This window comes from Pseudoalteromonas nanhaiensis, from assembly GCF_051235485.1.
GTDB classification, from domain to species: domain Bacteria; phylum Pseudomonadota; class Gammaproteobacteria; order Enterobacterales; family Alteromonadaceae; genus Pseudoalteromonas; species Pseudoalteromonas lipolytica_C.
In genome coordinates this window covers 216-25,062 of the sequence record NZ_JBPNYQ010000013.1, presented here as the reverse complement: position 1 = coordinate 25,062, position 24,847 = coordinate 216, and the positions used below count along the sequence as shown (strand labels likewise).

Below are 24,847 nucleotides of genomic sequence, written 5' to 3'. Positions count from 1 at the left end.
CTCACCATACGAGTCTGTGATACCATAACATGATGGAGTTGTTTGGTATGTGAGTTGTAAAACATTACTGACCATACTTATTTATCTGTATAGGTTTTTAAAACTAAACTAATATCGTATTTTCAAAAGCCCTTACCATACTGCTAGAACCCTTTCCTTCTGGATAAATAATGTCTTTTCTAGCACTTGTTAAAGGGTAAAATGCCTGATGAGCGGCACTTCTTGCTGCAAAGATAAAGTAATCAGATGATTTGATCAGTGAAGTTAAGGCTTCTGTTGCCGATTTGTCACTGTTAGTTTTGACTTCTAAGCCCGGATACATAGTTTGAAGAATTGTTGAAGCTCTTCGAGCAGCACTTTCCGTTAAAGAATATATAGCAAGCTTTTTACCTAATAGATCAGGTTTATCTTTAGTAACTTCTTCAGGGTTATTTTCTCTAGAAGCAGGAAAAAGGTCTAAACTCCCCTGTAAGACCAGAGCAACCTCTTGGCATAGCAATCTATTTACCTGATTCAATCGTTGCCAATGCTTTATGGCAAAACTCTGAACTTGGATCCAGAAGCTTAAACGTATATTCTCATCAGGGCACGGACTATCAATTAAGTTTTCAAAAACCTCTAAACAACTCTCTATTCCATTAACACTTTCCACATTTAACCAGCATTGAGAAACTGTATCAACAATAGACAGATACTGTGCCTTTGAATGAGGTTGAGCAAATATTAATTCCATTAAGTCATTACAGAGTAAAAGGTCTTCGATTGCGCTCTTTTCATCCATCACCAAAATGAGCATTAGGTGTTCAATTGATGTGACAGAGAGCTTCAACTTGTGTCTTTCAATCCAGCTCACAAAAAGAGGTAATAGGTCCCTTAAAATTTTTGCAGCAGCACCTTCCGAAAGCTTTTGAATGGCAGTATCTAATTTTTGGTAATCTTCTTCTTTTTCCCAAAATTCACTTTCTTCATCAACAACTCTTAGTAGGTTACTTAAGCTTGATTCGTCATACTCTTTGGTTAAGTGTTCAAATAAACTTAGCCAGCTGCTGATTGCAGTTTGTTCTCTATACTCAGATTCTAAGCTCTGCCACATGCCAGCTATCGGAGCGCTAGACATTAGTTTCTCGAATATGTTTTCAGGATACGCAGATATCTTAATATAGATTTTTTTGACTATTTCTGGAGAAGAAAAAATCAACTCCTTTAATAGTAAAGAGCCTGTTTCGATGCTAGGTTCTTTACTTAGTAATGAAGAAACGTCATCATATTCTGGAACTTTATTTTTTTGTACTTCACCTTGTGGCAATCCAGCCCAGTCATATAACCTCTTCAGCCATTCGAGTCCTAGCAAATCAGGACTAATAGAATTAACCTTTACATACCCAAATGCACTGGCACCAGTAACCCAAGCTTTCCATTCAAGAACGTAATCTTCTGATTGAGGTATGTCTGGGGCAGAAAAAAACAACGACTGATATGGCAGTAGATGTTGCCTAACAATTTCAACATCTAGCTCGTCAAAGTCAAAGTCTTTGATAAACTTTGCATTTACTGCAAATAGCAACTGCGCCTGCAATTTTCTCGGTATTTTACTTGACAGTAAATCTGGCAGCCGTGGATGGTGTAAGATATCATTCCACTTAGAAGCAGCAAAAAGCGCTTGCAACTCAAGAGACAATAAATTTCTATTGCTGATTGACTGGTGAGCCTTCACCTCGAGAAAATACTCGTATGCACTACCTCCTCTTTGATGTTTGCACGCAATAAAAAAACTTCTGAGAATAGTTCCAATAGGGCGCTTTATTGTGCTCAATAAGGGTGGTCGTTCATGGTATTGCTGAATTAATTTATTAAATGAATCCATTACCCAGTAGACTTTGAGTTTATTTGGATTTAACGCTAGTGGTATTGCAAATCGGCAAAAGCCGTGGGGAGAAATCTCAAGAATTTCTTGCTCCAACGGATCACTCGTGCTTTTGTACTCTATTGGGTCCGTATAAATGTAACTCGAACCTAAATAGGCCTTGACCATGCTCAATAATTCATTTAATTGAAGTAAGTTTTCACTGACAATGTAAAACCACAACTGTTGATTCGAATCTAACCTTGGCAAAATAAAAGGGTATTTATCTTTGGTAGCGAAAGAAAGCATATCGCTAAGATAGTTTTGTAAAGGCTTAGGATAATTCCCTTCTATGATTTTGGTTAAGTCCCAATTATTGCCGACACCAAAAAAAGAGCTAACATGATTATCCATTTTGGCTTACCCCATATAAATCTTCGAACTCTAACTTGGCTTCAAGGATGGTATCTTTATCAATATTCAAGACTACCTGCTCTTCATTTTTATGAGTACCACTATAAGTAAAATTCATACTGCCAGCTAGAAAATACTCTGGAGTTAGTAAGCCTTTTGTATGCAGTTTTGGTGATTTAACAACTCTCAGTAACTCATTGTCATCTACATATTGGTTTAGCCTTTCTTCAAATGCTTTATTGATGTGGTCATTGTTAGTCACCAAATTCAACCGGCAACCTGACTCAATGGCAAATATCAATAGTTCACTAAATCTAACGCCTCTTGCGCCCCAAGATGGGTTTAGTCCATCCCAATCTCCAGAGCGGTTATCCAATAATTCAAAATCACTCAACCATGGAGAAACCAGCCATATTTCTGATGGAGAAATAGAAGTGGCTATTAACAAGTTACTAAGAGTTTCTTTAAGTTGCCTGATACCAAACTGATTATTGATAAATATGGTTCGAGAGGATTTTACATAAGTCATACTATGGCCTCCGCTAGTTCCCATGTTAAAACAACATTTCCATTCAAAAAATTAAACGCTTTTAATCTTGGGTAAAAAAGTAAACCATTTGTATCTAGCGGTGTGACATGAACACTCGACACAACTCTAGATATTTCATGTTTTTGGTCACGTTTTACAATTAGGTCACATCGACCTTTCTGACTTAATATACCGTGCAAGCTTTGTAGCCAACCAATTTCACTGTATTCAATGCAGTCAATGTGTTGGCTACACATTTTGGCAGCAAGCATACGCTCAGTTCGAAAGCCTCCCATTTTAAATGGGTTATAGTAAGAGAGCATTGCTTCACGAACAGCGTTTCCTCTTGGCCAAAGAACTGATTGAACCTTGCATGCAAACTCGAACAGTTGTTGATTCGATAAGCAAGGTTTCATTTTTATTGCTAGCATCAGGCCTGCTATAGACATCGGCAACTCAATCCCTAAATCAGCTTGTAAATCTCTCCAATCACTAAGATAGCTCAGAAGAACCTTATCAGATTTTTTGCTGCTGCCTGATTTCAAAATCCGACTATGTAAAACGGCACTAAAACTATGTGAAAATTGAAAACCTTTTCTGGTAATCGATGTTTTCAAGAACTTGTTAGCATCAACTCTTTCTTGATGGGAAGTACTATTGCGCAAATTTTCAAAGGCCATAGAAATATCATTATCTTCAACACAGAAAGTTAATAAAGCCGTTAGTTCTGTATCTAACCTTTCATAATCACCGGGTTCGAAAGTTCGTGCTAAGACACCTAAGAGGTGGTGAGGATCCTCTGAATATAAATCTTGCAACTGTGTTATCACGCCAGAACCACCACTATCTTGCTCTGACAACCAAATAGTTAACGAACTAGCATTCGATTCAAAAACAGGATCTGCAACTAAACTTCTCTCATCGATCTGTGGCATTGCCACGCAAGCCATTTGATGCACCCCCGCAGCCAAACTATTGGCAAGCACGCCTTTAGCCCATTCAACAAACTCTTTATCGTCAAATAAATCTGTATAAAGTACTCTTCCTAGACTAATTAATCCGTTGATCAAGGTCGGATCATTTAATTTATTGATCAACTCTTCCTGTAACTTCTGGTCCTTTAATTCTAGGTCGTCCTCAGCCTCTTCACTGACGACCGATTTTTGTTGAAATAGAAGAACTGGCATATCTGTCAATTTAAACTTAGAGCGCTGAGTAACAACAGACTCTATTGCTGTTTTAATTCGGCTGTTTCTTTGAGAAGCTTCAATAGTTACAGCTGATAAAAAGCATTCAAAAACCCAATCAGACATAAACGGGTTACCATCACATAGGTTGCTATTACGAATGAGATCTTGGAGATAGCTAGCCCTAAGCGCAGAAATTAGTTTTTCGTCTTTTAGCCATGTATGTAGGTCTTCATTAGTTACACTAAAGGAAAACTTCATCGCATCTACTGTTAACCTTGTACCAATTCCTACTTGTTCTTCATTATTAGACCATTCGAAATTTATTCTCGCTTTCTTACCACTTCGTTTAAACTTTAATTCACAGTTTGAGCCGGTATTAAATCTAACAACCTCAACTGGAGTCGTTGTTCTGTGGGTATAGAACTTAATATGCTTTAAATAGCGGCTCCAAATACTTGCCGTTGGTAAGATGTGCTCTTCAGCGTGCTGAGGGGCAATAAACTTTGAGTGCCAATTTAAAAGTGCATTACTTGTTTCAGCTATTTCTCTCGAGTTAAAAAGTGATTGAGGGTAAATTTTATAAGGTCTAAAAACCCGAATTCGTTTAGAGTCCTCATTTAATTCAAACTCACCAAGTTCGTTTAAACCAGATCCAAATGCCTGTTCTACCTCAAACCTTTGGGAAGTGTTATGCAACTCTAAACTTGGTAAAAAATTCAATGGTACCAACCAGTCGGACGACTGACCTGAATAAGTTGAGAATCGTTTTGAAATTCTTCCCGGTGCAAATTCTTTGATTGCTTGAAAAAATCGCATCCCTTCCCAAAATAATTCTTCACCGCCTCTAAATAGGCCTATATCGATTGATGGGAGGTTTAAATCACTAAACAACTGATCAGGAATAAATTCAACCACTGGTGCTCCCCAGCGTGTGTTAGTTTCTTTCCATGAAACTAAGGTGTTCTGTCTATAATCCCAACTGCCCCAACATGTTGATATTTGCCTTCTAATAGTTGGTAAAAACTCTAAAAGAATTGGACGAGGTGCTTGCCATAATGCTGAATTAACTTGTGCCTCACTTAACATCAAGGCATCTTGCAAATATTCGGATAGCTCAGTTTGAAGTCTTCCATTTGGCTCAAGAGTTTCTTCAATTAACAATAGTAATTCACTTAGCTTTGTTTTTAGCCCGCCCGTTTTATTGTCTTTTGGTTGATTTAGTAGCAACCATAAATTGGCTTTTAATTTCATTCCAAGCCAATCAAGAGTTGCCATAGCAGCTTGCATACGATGAATATGGGTATTTTCAATAGGTAATCCTAATACCTTTATTTCGGGATCAAGCAATCGTTCATAATGTTGGAAAGTCTCTCTATCTTTACCAAATTCAGACAACACAACAATCGTCCAAGGACGCATCGTTCTCGAACGTCCTGCACGGCCTTTTCTCTGTAAGTACGAAGCTACATTTCTCGGAGCTTTGTGTTGAATAACAGCCCCGACTTCCGGGTCATTAAACCCAACCTCCAACGAAGCAGTTGCAACAACCAAGTCAGCTTCCTTGTCAACTCCTGCATCTTGACTAGAGGTTCTAGATACGTTTGCTCTATCTGAATCATCCAAAGAAAATCCATGATATTTTAATGCCGACCAGTCCTGCCCCAAAGAAACCATATCTATACGTTCAGAGCCGCTATTAGGATTCCGCAGTTTAGCTAGAGGCCCTTTGTTATTATCCACTAGTTGCCCTTTTCTTTGCCAAAATCCTTCCGCATCTGCCAGTTGAGAAAAAAGACGATTATTAACGTCCAGATCATCTGTAAATATAAAAGTCTTGTTTCCCCAAGTACCTTCTGATGGTTTTTCGGAACGGTGATCTAGGACTCTTCGAGTAAGCATGGCAGACTGAATTGTTGTAGAAAGCAGTGCAGTTTGAGAAACAGGGTCTCCCCTTAATGCTAATAGGTATTCGGCTCCCTCTTGCTCCATTTCTTTAGGGAGTGCCTCCACAAGCCTGACACGCGAAGGATTAGTCCCAGTTAAATTCGCAAAGAAACTTTCGGCATCTGAAAGTGTTGCCGATAAACCGACAAAATGTGGTGCGCTATTTGATAACTTCATCCAACGGCGAAGTAAGTATGCTGTTTGCGCTCCTTGGTTGCCTCCATAAGTGTGAACTTCATCGAGCAACACTAGCGGAATTGTCTTATTAGTGTTGATACCAAAAAGCTTCTGGCGAAGTGGATTACCCATTTGTTGGTTCAACATTTCTGTTGTTGTGAACAAAATATCAGGAGGGCAATTTTCCATACTTCTGCGCGTTAATGAGACTTCGTCATCTAAAATCTCATTTCCACATTTATGGCATAACAGGCGCTCTTTATTCTGAAGAATATCAGCCTTGTTCCAGCGCATTTGACCATCACAGCCTTCAGTTGGGCATTGAAGTAGTCCCGAGTAAAAGAATTGTTGTTGGCCCTTTAATATATATCGCGAATCCTGAGGTGTATTCCCAAAAAGTGCACCGACTTTAATTTTTCTTCCTGATTGGCCAAGGGTCAGCCCGTCTAGTTTACGACATGCATTCCAAGTTTCGTTGAACTGATCTTTAAGTAATTCCTGACGAGGATAGATCGCCAGAACTCTTACCCTTCTAGAATTGTCGTCAATAATATCTTTAGCTAGTGACGAAAGGGCTGGCAGGAAAAAGGCCATTGTTTTACCACTACCAGTACCTGCACAAGTAATTGTCGCAGAGGGATATTTAACTCTTCTTTTATGCTTTTCCCAAGCATTCAAGGTTCTAATTGTAGAACGTAACTGAAAACCCGATAGACTGTAGTCACCAATTTGCCTTTTGACCGCATCCAGTATGTTGCGGTCCATGATCCCATCACCTTTACATGTTGCGATGACTTCATCGACGCTAATATCACGGATCGGATATGCCCTTGGCCGTCTTAAGAACCTAAAATCTGAAACTAGAGATTTAGAAGCGTCTAGGTTTTGGCCATGCATCCATTGCCTTAAACTACGAAAAAGGTGCAGAGAGTGCCCCATTCGACTTCGGTAATTTACGCTACTCCCAACCGTATTAGATATCCGGGTTAAAAATGCCTTTTCTATTAGCTCATCTAAAACATCATCAGGGTCTTCTTCAGGTATCGTACGTTCAATTATTTCAATAATTTCATCTTCAGAAAATGAACCGCCGGTATCCCCCCAGACTAATAACTTAAATTCTTGTTCTTCAACTTTATCTAAGACCTTGTGGAGTATTGACAATTTCATTCAACAAAACTCCTTATCTTCTTCGGCTAACTACAAAGTTATTAATTTCTCCGGTTTCTACCAGCCAATTCATAACCTCTTGATTTATCATGTTTAACGGCGCAAAAGATTTGCCATACCCTTGGTTCAAGCAACTAAATAATTTCTTAACACTATCAGGTACATTAAAGTCCATTTGCTCTAAAAATCCTCTTAACATTTCTGCATGCTCGATCAAGGAATGTATTGAAGTGTTATTGTCAGGAATACTTCTGGCAATTAAATCAAACTTAAGTAGATAACGGTTATAATCAGTATAAATACCGCTCAAGCCGGGGATATCTTTCTGTGTTTCAAGCAACTCAGGAGAAACAGAAAAAGTGCTAGTTAACTCGTTAATCCATGCATTCCAATTAGCTTTAATTTTGATCTCAATTAATTGATTAATTGAACTCGTAATATCTACAGTATTAGCAAAGGATTCCTCCTGACGAACCGAATAGTCCATTGATTGCCAGTCACTATACATTTGCTCTACGTTCTTTTTGCCAGAAGTAAGCTTCTCTCTCTCGAAGTCCTCATAGAGAATTTCATTAAAATTTTCTGGCAATGAATCAACCACATTAAGTTTTATTATTAATGATGCTAACTCTTGTGTTAACGGAGTTAATTTACTTGAAATAACCTCATATTCTTCAATTGCTTGTTTATGTTCGCTGCAATTGATCACTTGTTGAAGTTCAATGTCTAACTCTTCTATTTGACCTAACAACTCAGACATTTTCAGTCTCCTCTACTGCTAGTTCATTCAATGACTCTTTCAACTGTTGTAATTTAGTGTCAATCTGCTGTTTGTACTCTGCACGTGCTTCACCACCATTTACTTTGTTTTCGATTTTCATTCGCTGTAAATTAGCTTTGTATGCTAGTTTCCAAGTTTCCAGTACCTCTGCAACTTCATCCGCTAACGAAAGGGTAAAGTTGTTGAGAGCCATAATCGCTTTATTTACTTCAAATAACTCGAACATCACTAAAGCAGATTTTACAGCGTTCCAATGTTCACCATTAATTATTTTAGTTATTCTGTTAGTCAACTGTTTCGCTGTTAAATTGCCTACCATTCCCTGATACTGGCTATTTGAGGACATCTTATTAATTAAATCTAATAACCTAGTCATAATCTCAACGAAGTCCTCTTTATTGGTTACGCCTTGGAGCAATTGAAAGCTTGGGTAGCGAGCTTTGATATCTCTATGGATGACTTGAACTTCTCGGGCATATGGTATCGTCTCAACAGATTGCCCATGCAAAGCTCTTAGTACTGTGTCTCCTTCAAGCGCATGATTATTAATAGAAACTAAATCCAGCCATTGTTTTTGCTTTTCAGGCCAATCACTAATTAGCTTATCTCTAAGGTTATCCCACTGCTCAATACCTGTTTTCTGAAGATTTGCAATAAACTCTTCTTTCGATCTGCATAGGTATGCCAATTTATCGGTGTTTGTTTTGTTTGCCACGGTCGGCTCTATGGCAACAGCAAGAGAAAGATGTTCCCTGATTTTGTCTTTCAATCCTTCCCGAGCTTTTTCTACAATTTGGTTTATAGCTTCTGGAACCCACTTGCTTGCAAAGTTTTGGTATTCACAATAATCAGAATAACCTTCTTCGTAATTCCAGTTCCCGTAACGCTCAAACCTTAAAATCGCTATTAAAAATGATTTGTAGGGTAACGAGTTATTCTTAAACTCTTTTTCTGAACCAAAACTAGCCCATGTCCTCTCAGGGTTATTAGCATTATATGGTATATGAATCAGAACTCTGTCACCCGAAGTTAACTTAGGAAAAGACTGTTTATTAAAGCAATTCCATTTTAACAAATCACTAGCACTTACATTTTGCGTAATTAGGGCAAGTAACGATTTTCTAAGTTCTTTTGCTGCGCTCTGATCAATAGACTTTCTATCAAAGTACCTCTCCACATTATCTGCTATCACTGCTGATACATCAGGTTCGGTCTCAGCATCACTTCCAGTATTTTTGCTAGTCCCTTGCGTTGCGCTTTTTGCTCCACCTTGTAGGGCTGTTTTCGTACCTGACCCCGAGCCTGCCGGCTTTCGAATAGGAGTGGCGGCAATAGCATCCAAGCAGGTTGCAAATTCATCTAAACCAAACTCTCTCGCCACATTTGATGACAATACACTAGAAAGCTCTCCCAATTTGGTGGCACCAAACCCCCAGATCGAAGCTAATGTCATGCTGCGTTCAATATCTTTATGAACATTTCTCTTAATCTCCCCCGCAAGACTGCTGGCACAATTAAAGCCGCCAAATCCTGCAGGAGGAAATTGCTGCTCCACATAAATATGGCGGTAAGTGCTCAGGTTCTCAATCAAGAAGTGTTTTAATACCATTCTCGGATTAAAAACTATTTCATTCGAAGAAACATCTCGACAATATTTTTGTATATATGCATCTATTGAGACTTTATTGAAAGGAAATAGAGGAAAACCAGATGGTGAATTCCCAAAAGCCTGTGCTCGATCTAAAACATCCTGTTCTTGAGACTGCCACACAGGATAGCTATTCCCATTGTTCACAAAATTTTTGAAATATTCTTTTAACTTGTCATTGCCGTGGCGAGACGCATTCAAATAACGACCACAAAAGTCTTGAACTCTTCCCGATAAGGTTTCGGAATTATCAACTACCTTAATAATGTTCCATTCGAAACCTGCATTACGTCCAACAATCGAGTTTCGGTGTCGTGCATAGCCCTCATATCCTGTTGTTACTGCAATTGCAGATCTAACAACACACATTTCTTCATTGCCATCACGAACTCCCTCTCTCGTTAAACTAGTAATGAGATCACTTTCTATCGCCGTAATCAATGACATATCTTCAACGAGTATTACAAGAGTTCTGCCTTTGAGATAACGTCGAATCTCCGCAAATAAATCTAGAAAATTACCGCCATGAAGTTGGAATAAGTGCTGAAAAACTTTATTACAAGCTTCACTTATTACTTCATTCAGCAAGTTGACGGCTTCTTTTCGCCTTTCGGTCATCGTATTGAGGCTTTTATCATTTACATAATTGCGTGCTGCAAGTGATAAATCGCCGAGATTGAGGTTAAAGTCCAGATCATCTGGTGTAAGCTGATAATTATTTTCTATTAACTCCGCTTCCGAACTACCACTCGTAAGCCGTTTAGCTATTTGATATATGCATCCGCCTTCTTTGATTAGTGTCTCTTTGTAATTGGAGTCGCCTAGCAGAGATGGGAGTGAATTGAGATTAGCATGCCGCTTAATTGCCTCAATTTGAGCACGCTTTTCGTCACTCGGTTTTATGCCAGATTGCTTTATTTGGGCTATTTCTTCTTGTAATCCATCATATCGTTCTTTCAGTCGGTGTCCCATGAATACAATCAAGTGCTCGGCAACTTCTCTTGTTTTTAGTTGCTGACCGACATCTTTAATGCGTTTACGGGCCGACTCAAATAAATCACCTTCAAGACCATCAAGTAAAATCGTTAGGACTTCCCTCAAGCTAGCGCTTTTTGGAATACGCCTAATTATCCAATCTTGTGTGGATGGATCATTCCTTAATGTGATATCGACTAGCCGGATAAGGTGGGATTTACCTGTCCCAGAATCGCCTAATATAGGCACAGGGCGCTCTGAAGATTTTATATTTTCTATTAAGGCTTGTTCTGCATTTTCGTAAAATAAGTGAGACTCACCTATTTGAACAAGCTTCTTTTCAAGTATCATGGGTTCATGAACTGCCATCAACACATGCTCAGAGAGCTCTTCAGCTTCAGCGCGTATACACTTTGATACTTGATCTTCTGTTGGCCAATAGGCTTGTAACATCAGTAAGCCTCCCGATTAAATTGAACTACACTAATTGGACCCGATTCTATTGGAAGGGTAAGCGACATAGCATTTCTATCATCAGATAACACCTCAAACTTTATGATTCCCATATGATAGATTCTTTGAAGTGCGTGGCTCAACGCGGCCGAGATCTGATTGCTGTTAAATGTCATCGAATTCTTGCTTTCTAAATAATTTTCCACGTTACTTTTGTAATATCCACCATCGAGAACTGGTAATAGTCCAGACAAAACTCTAATAAAGTCCCGTATTGCCATATGAGCCCTGTCTACAAAAATTTTTTCGAGAACGCTTTTAACAGCTTCGGTAGGGTCAACAACATACTGTGTTTCCTGATGAGTAGCTGATTTAATCTCCAAGAAGCCTAGAAAGTGACAATATTCCAAAAAATAGGCTTTTTCAGAATCATTCAACTGATAGTCAATAAAAAGATCTTGCAGCTTAGCATCTAGTTTCTTGACAGTAAGAGATTCACCGCCGAATGGGGCAAACAAGTGTAATGACAATATAAAGGCGAGGCTTCTGTATAATTGTGCGACCTCCTTATTTTCAGGTTCTAAAAAGTTTTCATCAATCTCTTCAAAAAATTTATCTCTAACTAGATTAGCAACGTCACGAGTGCTCGCGCTCCCTCCATTCTGCTCAGTTAGGTAAAGTTTTTGATTTTCATCTTCAGCCCAAAGCCGCCAACTTTCTTTTTTCCAAAAGTTGAAATTTTCTCTAAATCGCTTTTTGTGATCATTTTTCCAAAGCAATTCTTCTGGTCTACAAGTGTTATACAACTCTTCCAAATTATATTTATTAGGGGAACGATGTAAGACTCTGTAAATTAAACAAAGCAAGTTTATTTGGCTTCCCGGATGTGCGTTATTAATGATGGCCATGGCTTATACTCAATAAAAAATGATCTAGTGGTATGGCGTGGTGGTCGTCTAACCACCATAGACGATTAGGATTACAAGGGCTTTTCAAGTTCTTGGGAGCGAGTAAAAGCGCTGGAGACTCTTCGAAGCCTAAATTAGGAATATCTTGATTTTTTGCAGGGACTATTATTAATTCAGGCCAGATACTTGACTGCTCTATTTCATTGGTTAAAGATTCAAATATCCAAAATAGATTTAGCCCCTTTGGTAAACTTTTCTGAAACGCTGCTAAGTGCTCTTCATCTGTTCGAAGAGCCAAAACGGTTTTATTCTCGAGTAGCGAAGTTATCCAAGGTTCCCACCCTCGCATTAAAGAGCGAGGTCTCTTGTTTAATTCCGGATCGTAATATATTCCTTGATGGAGCTTCATGGAACTTAAGTTTGCATTCCATGCGTCATAACTAGGTAAGTTCTTTACAAAAACTAACTCGCCCAATGTAGGTGAGTGATTATTATAATTTTGCTTTTTTTGGCAATAAGGGCATCCAGCGCAAACCTGTTCGGGTTCTCTTTTGTTTATCGTGTAGTAGGCTGTCAACTTACTAGCAAAGCACTTGGTATCATTGTTTAATATCCAATTTTTTAAAGTATCAAAGCCTTTATATCGGTCTAGCTTTTCTTTTTTCCTTTGGGCGCTTACTTTTGCTTCCCAACATGATAAATCTAAATGGTCGTCAACCAAAGGCATGACTCTTATTTGTCGATAGTATTCGTCGTAATAATCTGACCTGACAACATGAAACTCCTCTTGAGACATTGAAGCGTCCCACTCTGGTGGTTCAGGCTTGCTAAATTCAATATCTATCAAACCTGCCCGTCGCATGAGTAATAATGTGCGCCAATTCCACTCTTCATTGCTGTCGCTACTTCGGTGTAAGTGACGGTGAAACTGCCTTACATCTATCAACTTATCGCCGTTGTCCAGCACTTCCCCGCTGTTCCATAGCGTTTTCCAACGCTCTATACCTAATTCGACACTGATTATGCGAGCATTATTAAGATTTCGGGCTGTATTGAAACTTTTATCTTGATAAATTAGCAATGATTGGCTTGCTAATCCATCTCTTCCAGAGCGCCCAACCTCTTGATAAAATCGGTCGAGGTTTTCCGGCACTGCTGTATGAAGGATACTTCTCACGTTTCCTTTATCCATACCTACACCAAAGGCAGAAGTAGCGACAACTATATCTAATTCATTGTCATTCCATTGTTTCAGAATTTTCTCCCTTGTATTCGAGCCTGTCTTTCCGGTAAATAATGAAAGCCTAGAAATACCCAATTCCTTTAAACTATGGGCGATCTCATTGGCTTCAATCACTTCAACGGCATATATTATTAAGGGCTTCGGTAGCTCAATAACTGCCTGCAATACATCTTCTATGTGCGCCGAACTATCTTTCGACCTTTTCAATTTATATTGAATTTCAGGCCTTAAAAAACTTCCATGAACTTCAATTGGTTTACAGTCTTTCTCTGAGAATAAACCTCGAAGTACCTCTATGGAGTGGTCAGTAAAGGTAGCTGACATTAATACACTTTTAATTCCCGAAGGGGATATAGCTCTTAATGCATGAACTATAGCAGAAAGTACCTGAAAATCAGGTCTAAAGGTTACCCCCCACTGCTCTACCAAATGAGCTTCGTCGATAATAATATTAGCAATTCGGCCGTTTTCAGCCGCATCAAATAGAGTTGGTAATAGCGAGCGACATACAGATTCAGGAGAGGAAAATAAAACCTTCTGTTTTCCCTCTCGAATGCGTTGCTTTATATCATTATGGATTTGATGATCTTGCTCACCATGCCAAAAATAGTGGCTAGCTTGATCCATTCCCATATCTTTAAAAATTTTATTTGCCCTATTACCTTGTTCAATTGCCAGTCCGGTGGTCGGAACAACAACTAAAGTTAGTTCCTTTTCTTTTGAAAAAGCAGCTAAGGCATGAGCAACTAAGGTTTTGCCAACCCCAGTAGGCAAGTTAATGATAAGGGTATCGTTCACTTGGCTCATCAAAGCTACTCTTACAGCCATTTTTTGAGCTGCGCCTTGGTAATGGGTGTACGCATCATTGTTGAGTTTTGCAAAAAGAGATGGATCAATTTTCATAGGCTTAACATGCCTCCGCTTTTCCATTCGGTGGATCGGAGACAGTTCTTCCATCGAGATAACGTTATTATCTAATGGCATCAAAGATATATATTTACCTAGTGAATCTGTTTGTAACCCGAATGCCTCGTAAAGCGCAGCACTGAGCTTAATAGTAAGCGGTAACTTAGCTAAATCATCAATTCTAAAAGCTTTATATGAACATAAAGCATCACGATATGCTAAAAGCTTATCAACAGGTGTTGATTGCTTGTCCTTCAGGACAGTCAATAGTCGAACAAAGTATTGATTAGACAAGTGACACGAATCGTAGTTTTCACTCAAAATAGTTTCAGTCAACTCATGCCACTGAATCGTTTGAGATATTTTTCTACCCATTATGTTAACCCTGATTCATCTGATAGAATCACCACACTCATTGATAGACAATCAAAAGCTAAGTCTGCATTTTCCCCTGCAATAGTATCCTTTGATAATTCAGAAAGTGACTTTTGGTATACAGTATCTACTAATTCTGACCAATGCTCTGCCGGAAAATAATGTTCTATTGCAGCCCATCTTTCTGCTCGAAGATTAATGTCTTTATACAATTCACAAGTTGACTTGTCATAAGGCTCATAATCCCTCTCAAGTAGATTAATGATGTTCTGATCTTCAATTTTTTTACCACTTGAAAAATACCAAGCCTTTTTTATTGTCGGAGGAAAAATTTCATCGTAGATTTTTTGTTGTGTCGCTGAATCTTTAGATTTTTTATGGCTAACTAACCACTCTATTTTAAATCCAGCAATAGGTTGCTGTAATTTGACATTATTTAACAGTCTGACTTTCGCACTAGATATGCCCCTAGTATCAGTTGCCATCGCTTTATAAATTGACTCTATGAAAGGTTGACCATATCTGAATGGGTACACCCTGTGTCCTTTTGAGCAATAAACTCTATCAAAACTCATTAAGCTAGTTACTGGACTTTTATAGCTACTCTTTTCAAAATCTAGTCCTATGATACAGTTCGAAATAAACCGATCGATATCCATCAAGGTGCCAGCATGATACTGATACCTAAAAGTCGACGGTAACTCACCATCTAATCGATTAAATTGTAATCCCCTAGTGATCCATTCACTCATTTTTAATGCAACTTGCTCAGCTTTGCCATCTGAATCAATTAAAGCCTCGGTAAAGCTAGATACGGCCTCAATATCAGCCTCCATATTATTCAGCTGTTCTTGGGTTCTAACTCTTTGTTTTTCAATCTGTAATAAACCTAGTTCACCACCAAGTTTGGCTGTAACCTCTTTTATCGCATCAGGCCCCTCAAAAGCAATATGACTCCATGCATCCTCGATTAACTCCTCCAAAACATATTGCAAACTTGCTACTGATTCATTAAATATACCAACACCTTCATTCAATAAATTGAACCACATTTGAGCAAAGGAGTTACTTTTAGGATGTAATACGATATTTTGAATTGGGAATGCTCTTATGTCAGCACTATAGCGATTAACGCGACCAATACGCTGCTCAATTCTAGAAATAGAGCGCGGTAAACTGTAATGAATAATTAACTTCCTTCCTCCGTGCAGGTTTAATCCATCTTCTCCATCTTTGTCGCATATTAATATTTTAACTTTCGCTGATGTTAAATATTTTGATGTTACACCATTTGTATGTAATTCAAGGTGTTCACCAAATACCTCTGCAAGTATTGATGAAACATGTCTAGCTACAAATTTTTCCCCACAGAAGATTACCAACTTGCCATCATCATACTTTTTAAACCATGATTTAATGCATTGAATCAAAAGGCTATCTTTTTGAACTTGTTCGAATTCTGCAAATTCAAAAAGAGATTGCAAGGTTTCAACCTCTATATGTGTTAACTCATTTTTGGTATTGTCTAATAGGCTTGAGACTTTATTTTTGATAAGTAAAGGAGAAGTAAAATAAGCATCTAACCAATCATTAAAGTTTGATGGGTTAATTGCCATGCTTGAACAATTACTGTCAAAATATTCACTTCTATAAGCATCTAGATATTGATCTATAGCAATGGATTCTTCATTAATACTCCACTTTTCAGCAACTGCGCCATTAAGGCCGGGAAACAATGCTCCTACAACAGGATCTTCTCGACGATTTCTAAGCAATCGCTGGTGCAAGCGGTAATTTTCGCCCAAATATTCTCTTATTCCTTTGATAGCATTCGACCTATCTTCACCTTTTTCTTCGCTCATCCAATCAATTAGAGGTAAAATATCCCCAACCATCCTATGAAGGTTAGAGTCGTGCGGGAATAGGTTAGCAAGTAATTCAACATTATCTGTTAGGGTTGAATTATCATTCGTATCTTTTAACGCCTGATAAATCCCCCCCAAACGCTCCCTTTCTTTGATTTTTGTTTTAAATTCTATTACCCCTTCTTCAGTCAACGGGTATGACTCAGGTGAAATTAAGTGCAGCATCGCTAGAAAATTTACTTCATTGCCGCTCAAAGGAGTTCCTGACAATAATAAACAACTTTCACTGGCCTGAGCGGCTTCAGCTAGTTGTTGAAATATGAGGCTTTCAGCCAATTTACCTGACCAAGCAAAAGGTGCCATAAGATGTGCTTCATCTAGAATTAGAATGCTAGGTTTATGTTCTACAAGTACTTTAGATAATGAATTATGGCTACATATAATTAAACTACTATCAAATAGTTCTCCGAGAAAAAAGCGTTCGTCCAGTTCGCTTCGCCATTGCTGAACTAGCGTTTCAGGTACTGCAACTACTGCAGTAGCATTTAAATCCTGAAGTAATAGCTCTCGCAATATCATGCCTGCTTCAATAGTTTTCCCTAGCCCAACTTCATCAGCCAATAAGTATTTTTTGTGTTCGTCTTGAAGAACCCTTCTTACAACCGCCAGTTGATGAGGTTCTAACTCGACGCTGGAGCTTAAAAAAGAAGATAGTGACCTACATGCACTTCTTTGCTCAATGTATGCAAAGACAAACTGTGAGCGCCAATCCGCATAATATGGCGCATCGTTAGAGCGGGATAAAAGAAATTCCTTAGGGTTGGGAAACACCCCTTTAGGTAAATTTAGTACATAAACATCTGAAATATCGACAATATCACTTTCACCGCGCCTATAAATAATCAAGTGTTTATTATTTGGGCGTGAGCCACCGTACCTCACTCTACACCATTTACCATGGGTCGGATGAATGCAATAAACTACTGCTTCTTCATTGAGATTAGCAATTTGAGCTTTCTGCAATTCTAATGTTTGAATACGAGAGTTATGGTTTATAGGGGATTCAAAAAATGAAACCTTAATCTCACCTAAGATTTCGTCTACAGAAACTACTTTTCCAATCCCTTCGAAAGTTTGAGACCTAATCAAGTCACCAATTTTCACTGACATTACTACACCCTGTAACAACAACAAACAATGCAAAACCAATAAAAGTTTACACTATTCCCTTTTGAGAAAATGACCAACTAGATAATATAAACATAGATACCTAGAAAGTACAAAAGTTAAAATAAGAACGATAAAGTATCAATCATTTTAGTATTTATTACGTATAAATGATTTCATCTGCGTTAATACCATTCCGCATAAGGGTAAATCTTTTAGTCGTGATTTAGGTTTGTAGCGAGGATATTCCTGATACATCTGCGATGCCTAAGGGCGGAGTTTGCCGAGCAAAGGATTGACTTCATAGTAGGCCAACGAAGGTAATATGAAACGTCAGTCAATATCTTCTTAGAATAGGGCTATGTTTCGAAACACTTCATCATTGATGACTGTATCCGACCAACTAAAAAATATGGCTCAAATAGTCCACATAAAGTACCGAAGTTGCATCTCATTTTTGATTAATTTAATGGCCACATATAGTTGGTTTTCTTATCTACTTTAATAACGTTGAGTAGACTTTCATAGCCGTGGATAACCGGTTCAGATAGCAACACTTCTTTTAAGAACTGATTCGGCCTGCGCATCTAAATATGGTTATCTGTTCAACTCATTACCAAAATTGACTAACCTTGCTTCTTGGCGGTAAAATGGTGATCCTAAACTGGTATTTATACATGATTTTTTGGCTCAGCAGGCTGGGCGATATAATGCTTTTTAGGGGGGAGTTACAATAAGCTTGCAGTAATTCGTGAATTTTCACCTCTTTTTTAGCAGCGATTATTTACTGCCAAAATTATCGATTAGAGCACAAATTGATACTGTAATTTTTCTGACTAAGCACATCATATCCTGACAAAAACCAATCCTTTTGCTTTGTACTGAGCTCAAATTTTTGCAGACTGGCATTGTTTGGTCATTTGAACTTTTGCTTTTCTACCCGCTTGTAACACAAAACAAAGCCCGTTTTTTCCCAGTAAATCAGTTTTAGTTTATCCTTCGCTTTGTAGCAAAATAAAAGAAAGTGCTAGTAGGCATCACGTTCAAGCTAACCACCAACGAGGGCGATCAGATCATCAATGGATTTTCGAAAATCCACAGCGTCCAAGTGTAAGTTAATACACTTTGGTTCAACACACATTTTATCAGGCAAACTGGCATTTAGTTTACCTACTTCGAGAATAATTGACAGTTGCAGTTCGGTGACGTCAATGTGTTTAGCTACTAGGTCGGACAAACCTGCATATTTTCTCATGACTATCACCTCATTGAAATACGGAAATAGCTTAATCACTTTAGTGAGTTGTTGCAGATGAATTTTGCTAGACAGTTACAATCCTTATGCAGATCTGGGGTTAGCTAATTTCTTTATCAGCTTCAACTAACTCAGCAATCTCTTCCGCTTCATTGAATAACTTTCCTTCCTCATAAAGCCTTCAGCACTTTTTCTGAGGCAAACGGAATTTCTCTAGGATGTACTGTTCTCGCTCATTCGCTTGAAATAACAGCTTTTCAAGTCACTTGTACCACAATGTAAATCCCGTTTTATCCCAGAATAAAAACTTGAGCATATATCGTTTTTATTACAAAAGAGAAAAAGCCTCCCAGATAATACCATTACTTGAGTTACCTATATTCAATAGGGTCAATACAATTATTATGTCTAAAAGCTTCTAAACGCTCAACGCATGAACCGCAAGTACCACAAGCTTTCTCTTGTCCTTTGTAGCAAGTCCACGTTTTTGAATAATCTAGCCCCATCTTTAAACCGGCTTCAAGAATAGCTATTTTATCTACATCTAAATAAGGAGCATGAACAGTTATTGGTTCGAAATTTGCCACCCGAGATGCTTGATCCATCACTTTTACAAACTCAGGACGGCAATCAGGATAAATTGTATGATCGCCCGAATGAGCACCGTACCAAACAGACTCTGCGTTAATATCCACAGCGTAACCAATTGCTAAGGAAATAAGGATCATGTTCCTATTTGGGACAATTGTAGATTTCATGTTTTCTTCTTCATAATGCCCATCAGGAACATCAAGCTCAGTTGAAACAAGTGAAGATGAAGTAAATAAACTAGATATTGAGCTAATATCCAACACTTTATGAGGGATATTTAGTTCTGCACAAGTATCCCTTGCACATACTAATTCCTTACTATGTTTTTGTCCGTAGTTAAATGACAATGCAAAAACATCATGGTTATCTTTTAATGCTTTATTTAAAACTGTAAATGAGTCCATTCCACCCGAAAATATTACAACAATTCTTGCCATGTTATTTCCAAACCTCCATGCGGTATTTTCGAAGGAGATGGTTTGTCAATTTTTGAATATCTTTAGTGATATTCTGAAGATCATTCCATTTAACTTTGTCATCTTCACCAAAGTTCCATGTACCATTAGTCCAGTGACAAAATGGCTTCATCTGTGTAAGATCTTGTTTAAATTGTTCTAATGACACGACTTCATTTTGCTCATCAATATGATATCGGGCAAAAATTTCATCCATTAATTGCCCTAAAGCCGTCATACCTGCGCCATGCATCAAACGAGATTCTTTTGGTTTCTTTGCCCATGCTTCAGGAAATACATGACTAACCGCTCCCCAGAAGTTGCACAATACATTAATCATAGCTTCTATATCACCAGTGCCACTTTCAGCATCACGATAATTGTATAATGCACCTTCACTAAGGCTCGCTTCGATCAACTTTAGAATAGAGTTATCTTTTACGACCCCACTCGGATTAGTAGCAGTTTGAATCAATTGATAAAAAGGAGAATCATTTCTGTGGTTTAATTCATCTAAGATTCTAGCTGGAAATCTTTTCTTTTGAAGTGATGAAGCTAATTTAGTTTCTGTGTAAGGTAGAAGCTCATAAATTAGGCCTTTCGGTAGTGGCTTAGTTGAGTTGACCAGAATAAACTGCTCTCTTTGCTCTTGAGAATCATCAGTGATAAATGCACTCACAGGCATTTGAAAAGTATCTATATCAGCTTCACGCATTGCAGCCGCTCTTTGCTGGCCATCGACTATCAAACCGGGCTTATCATCACCTTCAAGTACAGGAATAATCAACTCACCGAAAGTTTTATTATGCTCCGAAGGCACAAACTTAACTGAGCTATTAAAAGCAATAACCAATGCATTAGGTATCATAGGGTTTTCTGATTCCAAATACCTCTTTATTTCATTGATGTGGTTTGATACTTCAGGTCTTTGATAACCAACTAATTCATCTTCACGTCTTTTTACTCGAGAAATAGAAGCTATTGATTTAATATCTTTACCTTTAATAGCAAAGCTAAAAAGAGCCCGCCCCGGACCTTGTTCAATCTTCAAGGCTGGTAATATAATAGTATTCATTTAATTAACCTAACTAATTTTTTTTAATTCTGACTGTAGTTTTTGATAAGCAACGTAAAGATTATGGAAACCTCTCCGTCTATTTCTAGCCGCTGCTCTTTTGAGTACTACGTGTATACCTATATCAGAACAGATATCACAAGGACATTTCTTCCATGGCTTATCTGTAAGCACTTTGTCCATCAATTCCAATCTAGAAGACTTCGGGTTGTAAAGCTTTTCGTAATCAGTCAGAACTAATAATAAATCTTCTTTAACCATCAAGCCTTTATCAAATGCGTTCAGACTTTCTAAACACTTTTTTTCTAACTTAAATGCTTCATTTTGATCAATTGCACCGGATGCAACTAGTCTCCTCATGTTGTGATTAGCATCAACTTGAGGAACCCCTATGGCCGTATAATCTTCAGTTTCAGTATGATAGTTTTTCTTGTCATCCTTGAGTCCCTTCATCAGCGGAGAAGTACTGTCAAACGACGTGACGCCATAATTTGCAAAATCTGCAATATGCTCCAACCTATTGATACCTAATAAGTGAAATTGAGTATCAAAGTTTCTTATATTATTTATATATCTTAGAACATTTAGTATTTCAGGGCTTTTAAGAGGGATCATTCCTCCAATAGCGATGCGTTTATAACCCATTTTTTGTAACTTGATGACGGAATCAGCATAAGACTCAGGGTTCCATCCATGGGCAACTCCGTAGGCACCAAAATTAAAATTCTTGTTTTTAATTAAAAACTCTTCAGCTTTTTCAAGAGTAATAGCTTGACGACGCAAACATTCTTCTAATTGTGAACCCTCAACTTTCTTTTTTGGAGTCTCGAAATCAAAAATAATGTGGTCAAGTGATATCCCAAAGGTAAATCCAGAATTAGAATAAAATTCATTTACTTCATCAACCGTGTAAATTGGTTCATGCTCTTTCGCATAACTAAATGCACCACAATCTCCCATGGTTAAATAGCTCTTAGGTAACCTAAAAAAACGATAAATTCCCTCACGAAAAAATCGCTGGCGCTGAGCTACAGAGTATCGTCCTTTTACACCATTCACACCATCAACAATAGCTTTGGATACAAGGATTCCATCATATACAGGGGTTGAAAAAAGCTCATGAGCATATTTATCATCTCGTTGAATCACCCTATGTTCATTATTTTTTTCAGTTTCAAAGTCAAATGTTGGATCAACATAATCGTGACTATCTGGGAAAAAGAATTTCATGCTTACAATGTTTCCACTACGCCTTTACAAAGAACGCTTCTATAAATTGAGCCAAATCTTTTTTGCTCACACGCCAACCCCTTATTTCTAAGAGAACGAAGAAAACCAGAAGCAGAAGGGGTTAAGCCTTTGCTATCTTTAAGCTCTCTTTGAATAAACTCGATAATCTCATCATCTGAAAGCTTTTTCCTTTTATATTTCTTAGCTGGCTTAGCTTCAAGAAGTAGCTTTTCATATCGCTTAGAAATATGTTCCACAACATCAGTTGATTTATCAGCTTGATCCAAAAGGTACCTTGCTAATCTAATGTTCAATGAAACCCTATTGCCCCCTAATGCATCGCAAAAATCTTCAGAGTTTCTGTAAAACATTTCCTTCAGTGAATCGTGTATTTTTGCTTCTCTACTTATAATAATAGTATTTTGCCGATTGACTTTATTAGAGGCGATAAGCTCTATTAATTCTGGTTCAATAACTTTTAAATAGTCAGGTGCAAGGGCAATTATAAAGAATGCAGTGCTATTTTCATTAATTAGGGATCTTAATGGGGGGAGACCTAAAAGACTCTTATTGATACTTTCCCACCATTTTATATTTCTTTCAGCTAAATAATTTGATTCAAAAATTTGTCCCACTGAGTTTTCACTTCTTGGAGAGAATGTTGCATCATATGAATGTATTAAACGTTCAGAAGATAGCAATCCATAACCCGCAGAGACTATGGAAACAGGGATCCCTAAGTCATAAATCTTACGCACATTAGCCCAATGATCTCCAACATACATATCAATAGCTTTTATTCCTGCTTTTCCATTATTAAGAGCATTCAACCAACTAGATACAACGTTTTTATTATTTTTAAAATCAGAGAAGTAGAACTTATTTGATGCCTTTGAATTTTTGCTATTGGTACAGTTTGTAATAAGGTGGAATCTCATTATTTTCCCTTATAAACAACACCACAAGTACATGTTTCTTTAAGCTCAACGGCAGATAGTGATTTTAAGACTGGCTTAACTTTATCCCATATCCATTTAGAAATGTTTTCTGCCGTCGGGTTTTCCAAACCCTCAATGTCGTTTAGGTAATAATGATCAAGTTGATCATATATAGGTTTAAACGCTTTCTTGACGTCAGCAAAGTCTATAAACCAACCATAAGAGCTATTAACATCTCCTGACAAGTGAAGTCTTACGTTATAAGAATGACCATGTAACCTACCACATTTATGACCATCAGGAACATTTGGCAGCCTATGAGCAGCCTCAAATGTGAAGTCTTTATATATTTCTGCTTGCATTTTCAACGAACTAAACTGTAAATATATGCAGTAGTTTACATTAAATTTTGCGAGACAGCTACAGGAGAATTTATTGTTAATACAGTAGAGAATGGTATATTTACCTCAAGTACAATAAGGTGGTGTATCTACGATGGAATTAGCACAGAAAAGAACCTTGGCAAAAATAATTTTGCTCCTTCAAACAAATCATCATGGTTGTAAACAAGAGGCCGTAAACATAGCTAAAGAAGGCCTTGGAATTGAAATTGAACATAACTCTATGCGTGAAATGATTAATGAAATCTCAGAAACAGAAATAGATAACTTTCTAGAGACCTTAGACACGCCTTAAATAAATCAAAAGGTTTGCATAGCTAACTTTTCGACGACAAGTCGCTTTCATTGCTCTGAATATGAACATTGAATAATTCGTTCATATTCGCAATAAACAGCGCTTACTTACAACTAAATTCAGAATCCAATGATTTTTCATCAATTAATCTTTTTCGCTCCGATTAGTTTTATATTTTTTGCATAAGTTTTAACTCTTACCAATTACTACTAAAACTTCATCAACTCATACTTTAACTACTCAGTACTTTATAGATAGCAAGTATAATACTGTTTCATATTATGTTATAAATATATATAACAATTATAAATAATTATAAAGTTATAAATAAAAATAATGTTTAGCAAAACGCTCTTTGACTTTTTATAGAAATGTACGGAATTTACAAAACAGTCAGTGCCTTATGTGGCACCGTCAGTGCCTTATGTGGCACCGTCAGTGCCTTATGTGGCACCGTCAGTGCCTTATGTGGCATCGTCAGTGCCTTATGTGGCACCGTCAGTGCCTTATGTGGCACCGTCAGTGCCTTATGTGGCATCGTCAGCGCCACATAAGGCGCAATCAGTCAATTCTTAGGCGAAGTCATAAATATTTTTTGGTAAGAGTTTTAAACTACATAGAAACATCAAGTTAGCCAGATATTCAGAATAAACCGATCTCAGGTAGTGCTGAACCACTTTATCACTGATGACCGGAGCAATGTGCTCCGATACTTTTGATGGATTTACTGAAACATCAAGTAAGCCAGATACTCAGATTAAACAGATCTCAGATAGTGCTGAACCACATTATCACTGACCGACCGGAGCAATGTGCTCTGATACTTTTGATGGATTTACTGAAACATCAAGCAAATCAGATATTCAGATTAAACAGGCTCAGATAATGCAGAACCACATTCTCACTGATGACCGGAGCAATGTGCTCCGATACTTTTAATAGATTTACTGAAACATCAAGCAAATCAGATATTCAGATTAAACAGGCTCAGATAATGCAGAACCACATTCTCACTGATG

At 37.7% G+C, this 24,847-nt stretch carries 16 protein-coding genes and 2 pseudogenes; 3 read left to right on the top strand and 15 right to left on the bottom strand.

The window, feature by feature from the left end:
- Positions 1–103: 103 nt before the first annotated feature.
- The 8 genes from dpdD to dpdE are packed head-to-tail and all read right to left on the bottom strand — an operon-like array spanning position 104 to position 17,591.
- Positions 104–2,257 (bottom strand): protein DpdD, encoded by a 2,154-nt coding sequence (gene dpdD / locus ACSFVZ_RS12350; RefSeq protein WP_435558971.1) that lies wholly within the window; start codon positions 2,255–2,257, stop codon positions 104–106.
- On the bottom strand, positions 2,250–2,786 hold the full coding sequence (gene dpdK, locus ACSFVZ_RS12345; protein WP_297331622.1) for a phospholipase D-like domain-containing protein DpdK: 537 nt from the start codon (positions 2,784–2,786) through the stop codon (positions 2,250–2,252). The genes dpdD and dpdK overlap by 8 nt, the downstream gene beginning before the upstream one ends.
- Positions 2,783–7,267 carry a protein DpdJ gene (gene dpdJ, locus ACSFVZ_RS12340; protein ID WP_435558970.1) on the bottom strand — a complete coding sequence of 1,495 codons (4,485 nt, stop codon included), beginning with the start codon at positions 7,265–7,267 and terminating at the stop codon, positions 2,783–2,785. Before dpdJ ends, dpdK begins: the two co-directional genes overlap by 4 nt.
- 13 nt (positions 7,268–7,280) lie before the next feature.
- Positions 7,281–8,027: a hypothetical protein gene (locus ACSFVZ_RS12335; protein WP_435558969.1), complete on the bottom strand. Its 747-nt coding sequence runs from the start codon at positions 8,025–8,027 to the stop codon at positions 7,281–7,283.
- On the bottom strand, positions 8,020–11,124 hold the full coding sequence (gene dpdH, locus ACSFVZ_RS12330) for a protein DpdH (protein ID WP_435558968.1): 3,105 nt from the start codon (positions 11,122–11,124) through the stop codon (positions 8,020–8,022). Before dpdH ends, ACSFVZ_RS12335 begins: the two co-directional genes overlap by 8 nt.
- Positions 11,124–12,032 carry a protein DpdG gene (dpdG, locus tag ACSFVZ_RS12325; RefSeq protein WP_297331626.1) on the bottom strand — a complete coding sequence of 303 codons (909 nt, stop codon included), beginning with the start codon at positions 12,030–12,032 and terminating at the stop codon, positions 11,124–11,126. Before dpdG ends, dpdH begins: the two co-directional genes overlap by 1 nt.
- A complete protein-coding gene (gene dpdF / locus ACSFVZ_RS12320) occupies positions 12,019–14,556 on the bottom strand; it encodes a protein DpdF (RefSeq protein WP_435558967.1) in 2,538 nt (845 codons plus the stop codon). The genes dpdG and dpdF overlap by 14 nt, the downstream gene beginning before the upstream one ends.
- Complete coding sequence (dpdE, locus tag ACSFVZ_RS12315; RefSeq protein ID WP_435558966.1) at positions 14,556–17,591, bottom strand: protein DpdE; 3,036 nt, start codon at positions 17,589–17,591, stop codon at positions 14,556–14,558. Before dpdE ends, dpdF begins: the two co-directional genes overlap by 1 nt.
- Positions 17,592–17,855: 264 nt before the next feature.
- On the opposite strand from dpdE, the pseudogene ACSFVZ_RS12310 reads away from it, so the two are divergent.
- Positions 17,856–18,093, top strand: a pseudogene (locus ACSFVZ_RS12310) (transposase); the annotation flags it as partial.
- A gap of 411 nt (positions 18,094–18,504) precedes the next feature.
- On the opposite strand, the pseudogene tnpB reads toward ACSFVZ_RS12310, so the two are convergent.
- The 7 genes and pseudogenes from tnpB to queD form a co-directional block, all read right to left on the bottom strand.
- Positions 18,505–18,600, bottom strand: a pseudogene (gene tnpB / locus ACSFVZ_RS12305) (IS66 family insertion sequence element accessory protein TnpB); the annotation flags it as partial.
- 36 nt (positions 18,601–18,636) lie between these two features.
- Complete coding sequence (locus tag ACSFVZ_RS12300; protein WP_297331629.1) at positions 18,637–18,843, bottom strand: hypothetical protein; 207 nt, start codon at positions 18,841–18,843, stop codon at positions 18,637–18,639.
- 371 nt (positions 18,844–19,214) lie between these two features.
- Positions 19,215–19,871, bottom strand: a complete 657-nt coding sequence (queC, locus tag ACSFVZ_RS12295; RefSeq protein WP_297331630.1) for a 7-cyano-7-deazaguanine synthase QueC — start codon at positions 19,869–19,871, stop codon at positions 19,215–19,217.
- Between the two features lies 1 nt (position 19,872).
- The gene (gene dbpB, locus ACSFVZ_RS12290) at positions 19,873–20,964 is read right to left on the bottom strand and encodes a DGQHR domain-containing protein DpdB (RefSeq protein ID WP_297331631.1); all 1,092 of its coding nucleotides are present in this window, start codon (positions 20,962–20,964) and stop codon (positions 19,873–19,875) included.
- Positions 20,965–20,973: 9 nt separating this feature from the next.
- Positions 20,974–22,194 (bottom strand): tRNA-guanine transglycosylase DpdA, encoded by a 1,221-nt coding sequence (dpdA, locus tag ACSFVZ_RS12285; protein ID WP_297331632.1) that lies wholly within the window; start codon positions 22,192–22,194, stop codon positions 20,974–20,976.
- Between the two features lie 2 nt (positions 22,195–22,196).
- Positions 22,197–23,132, bottom strand: a complete 936-nt coding sequence (locus tag ACSFVZ_RS12280) for a hypothetical protein (RefSeq protein WP_297331633.1) — start codon at positions 23,130–23,132, stop codon at positions 22,197–22,199.
- Complete coding sequence (gene queD, locus ACSFVZ_RS12275) at positions 23,132–23,494, bottom strand: 6-carboxytetrahydropterin synthase QueD (protein ID WP_297331634.1); 363 nt, start codon at positions 23,492–23,494, stop codon at positions 23,132–23,134. Before queD ends, ACSFVZ_RS12280 begins: the two co-directional genes overlap by 1 nt.
- A gap of 133 nt (positions 23,495–23,627) precedes the next feature.
- Between queD and ACSFVZ_RS12270 the strand changes: the two genes are divergently transcribed.
- Both ACSFVZ_RS12270 and ACSFVZ_RS12265 read left to right on the top strand, forming a co-directional pair.
- Entirely contained in the window at positions 23,628–23,828 is a 201-nt protein-coding gene (locus tag ACSFVZ_RS12270) for a hypothetical protein (RefSeq protein ID WP_297331635.1), read from the top strand.
- Positions 23,829–24,199: 371 nt separating this feature from the next.
- On the top strand, positions 24,200–24,382 hold the full coding sequence (locus tag ACSFVZ_RS12265; RefSeq protein WP_435558965.1) for a hypothetical protein: 183 nt from the start codon (positions 24,200–24,202) through the stop codon (positions 24,380–24,382).
- The last annotated feature ends 465 nt before the right edge of the window (positions 24,383–24,847 follow it).

Coding starts and splice junctions, on each gene's coding strand:
- dbpB (WP_297331631.1), bottom strand. CDS start 20,964: ATGAATACTATTATATTACCAGCCTTGAAGATTGAACAAGGTCCGGGG.
- dpdG (WP_297331626.1), bottom strand. CDS start 12,032: ATGGCCATCATTAATAACGCACATCCGGGAAGCCAAATAAACTTGCTT.
- dpdJ (WP_435558970.1), bottom strand. CDS start 7,267: ATGAAATTGTCAATACTCCACAAGGTCTTAGATAAAGTTGAAGAACAA.
- queC (WP_297331630.1), bottom strand. CDS start 19,871: ATGGCAAGAATTGTTGTAATATTTTCGGGTGGAATGGACTCATTTACA.
- dpdD (WP_435558971.1), bottom strand. CDS start 2,257: ATGGATAATCATGTTAGCTCTTTTTTTGGTGTCGGCAATAATTGGGAC.
- ACSFVZ_RS12300 (WP_297331629.1), bottom strand. CDS start 18,843: ATGAGAAAATATGCAGGTTTGTCCGACCTAGTAGCTAAACACATTGAC.
- ACSFVZ_RS12335 (WP_435558969.1), bottom strand. CDS start 8,027: ATGTCTGAGTTGTTAGGTCAAATAGAAGAGTTAGACATTGAACTTCAA.
- dpdA (WP_297331632.1), bottom strand. CDS start 22,194: ATGAAATTCTTTTTCCCAGATAGTCACGATTATGTTGATCCAACATTT.
- dpdF (WP_435558967.1), bottom strand. CDS start 14,556: ATGGGTAGAAAAATATCTCAAACGATTCAGTGGCATGAGTTGACTGAA.
- ACSFVZ_RS12265 (WP_435558965.1), top strand. CDS start 24,200: ATGTACGGAATTTACAAAACAGTCAGTGCCTTATGTGGCACCGTCAGT.
- dpdE (WP_435558966.1), bottom strand. CDS start 17,591: ATGTCAGTGAAAATTGGTGACTTGATTAGGTCTCAAACTTTCGAAGGG.
- ACSFVZ_RS12270 (WP_297331635.1), top strand. CDS start 23,628: ATGGAATTAGCACAGAAAAGAACCTTGGCAAAAATAATTTTGCTCCTT.
- dpdH (WP_435558968.1), bottom strand. CDS start 11,124: ATGTTACAAGCCTATTGGCCAACAGAAGATCAAGTATCAAAGTGTATA.
- ACSFVZ_RS12280 (WP_297331633.1), bottom strand. CDS start 23,132: ATGAGATTCCACCTTATTACAAACTGTACCAATAGCAAAAATTCAAAG.
- dpdK (WP_297331622.1), bottom strand. CDS start 2,786: ATGACTTATGTAAAATCCTCTCGAACCATATTTATCAATAATCAGTTT.
- queD (WP_297331634.1), bottom strand. CDS start 23,494: ATGCAAGCAGAAATATATAAAGACTTCACATTTGAGGCTGCTCATAGG.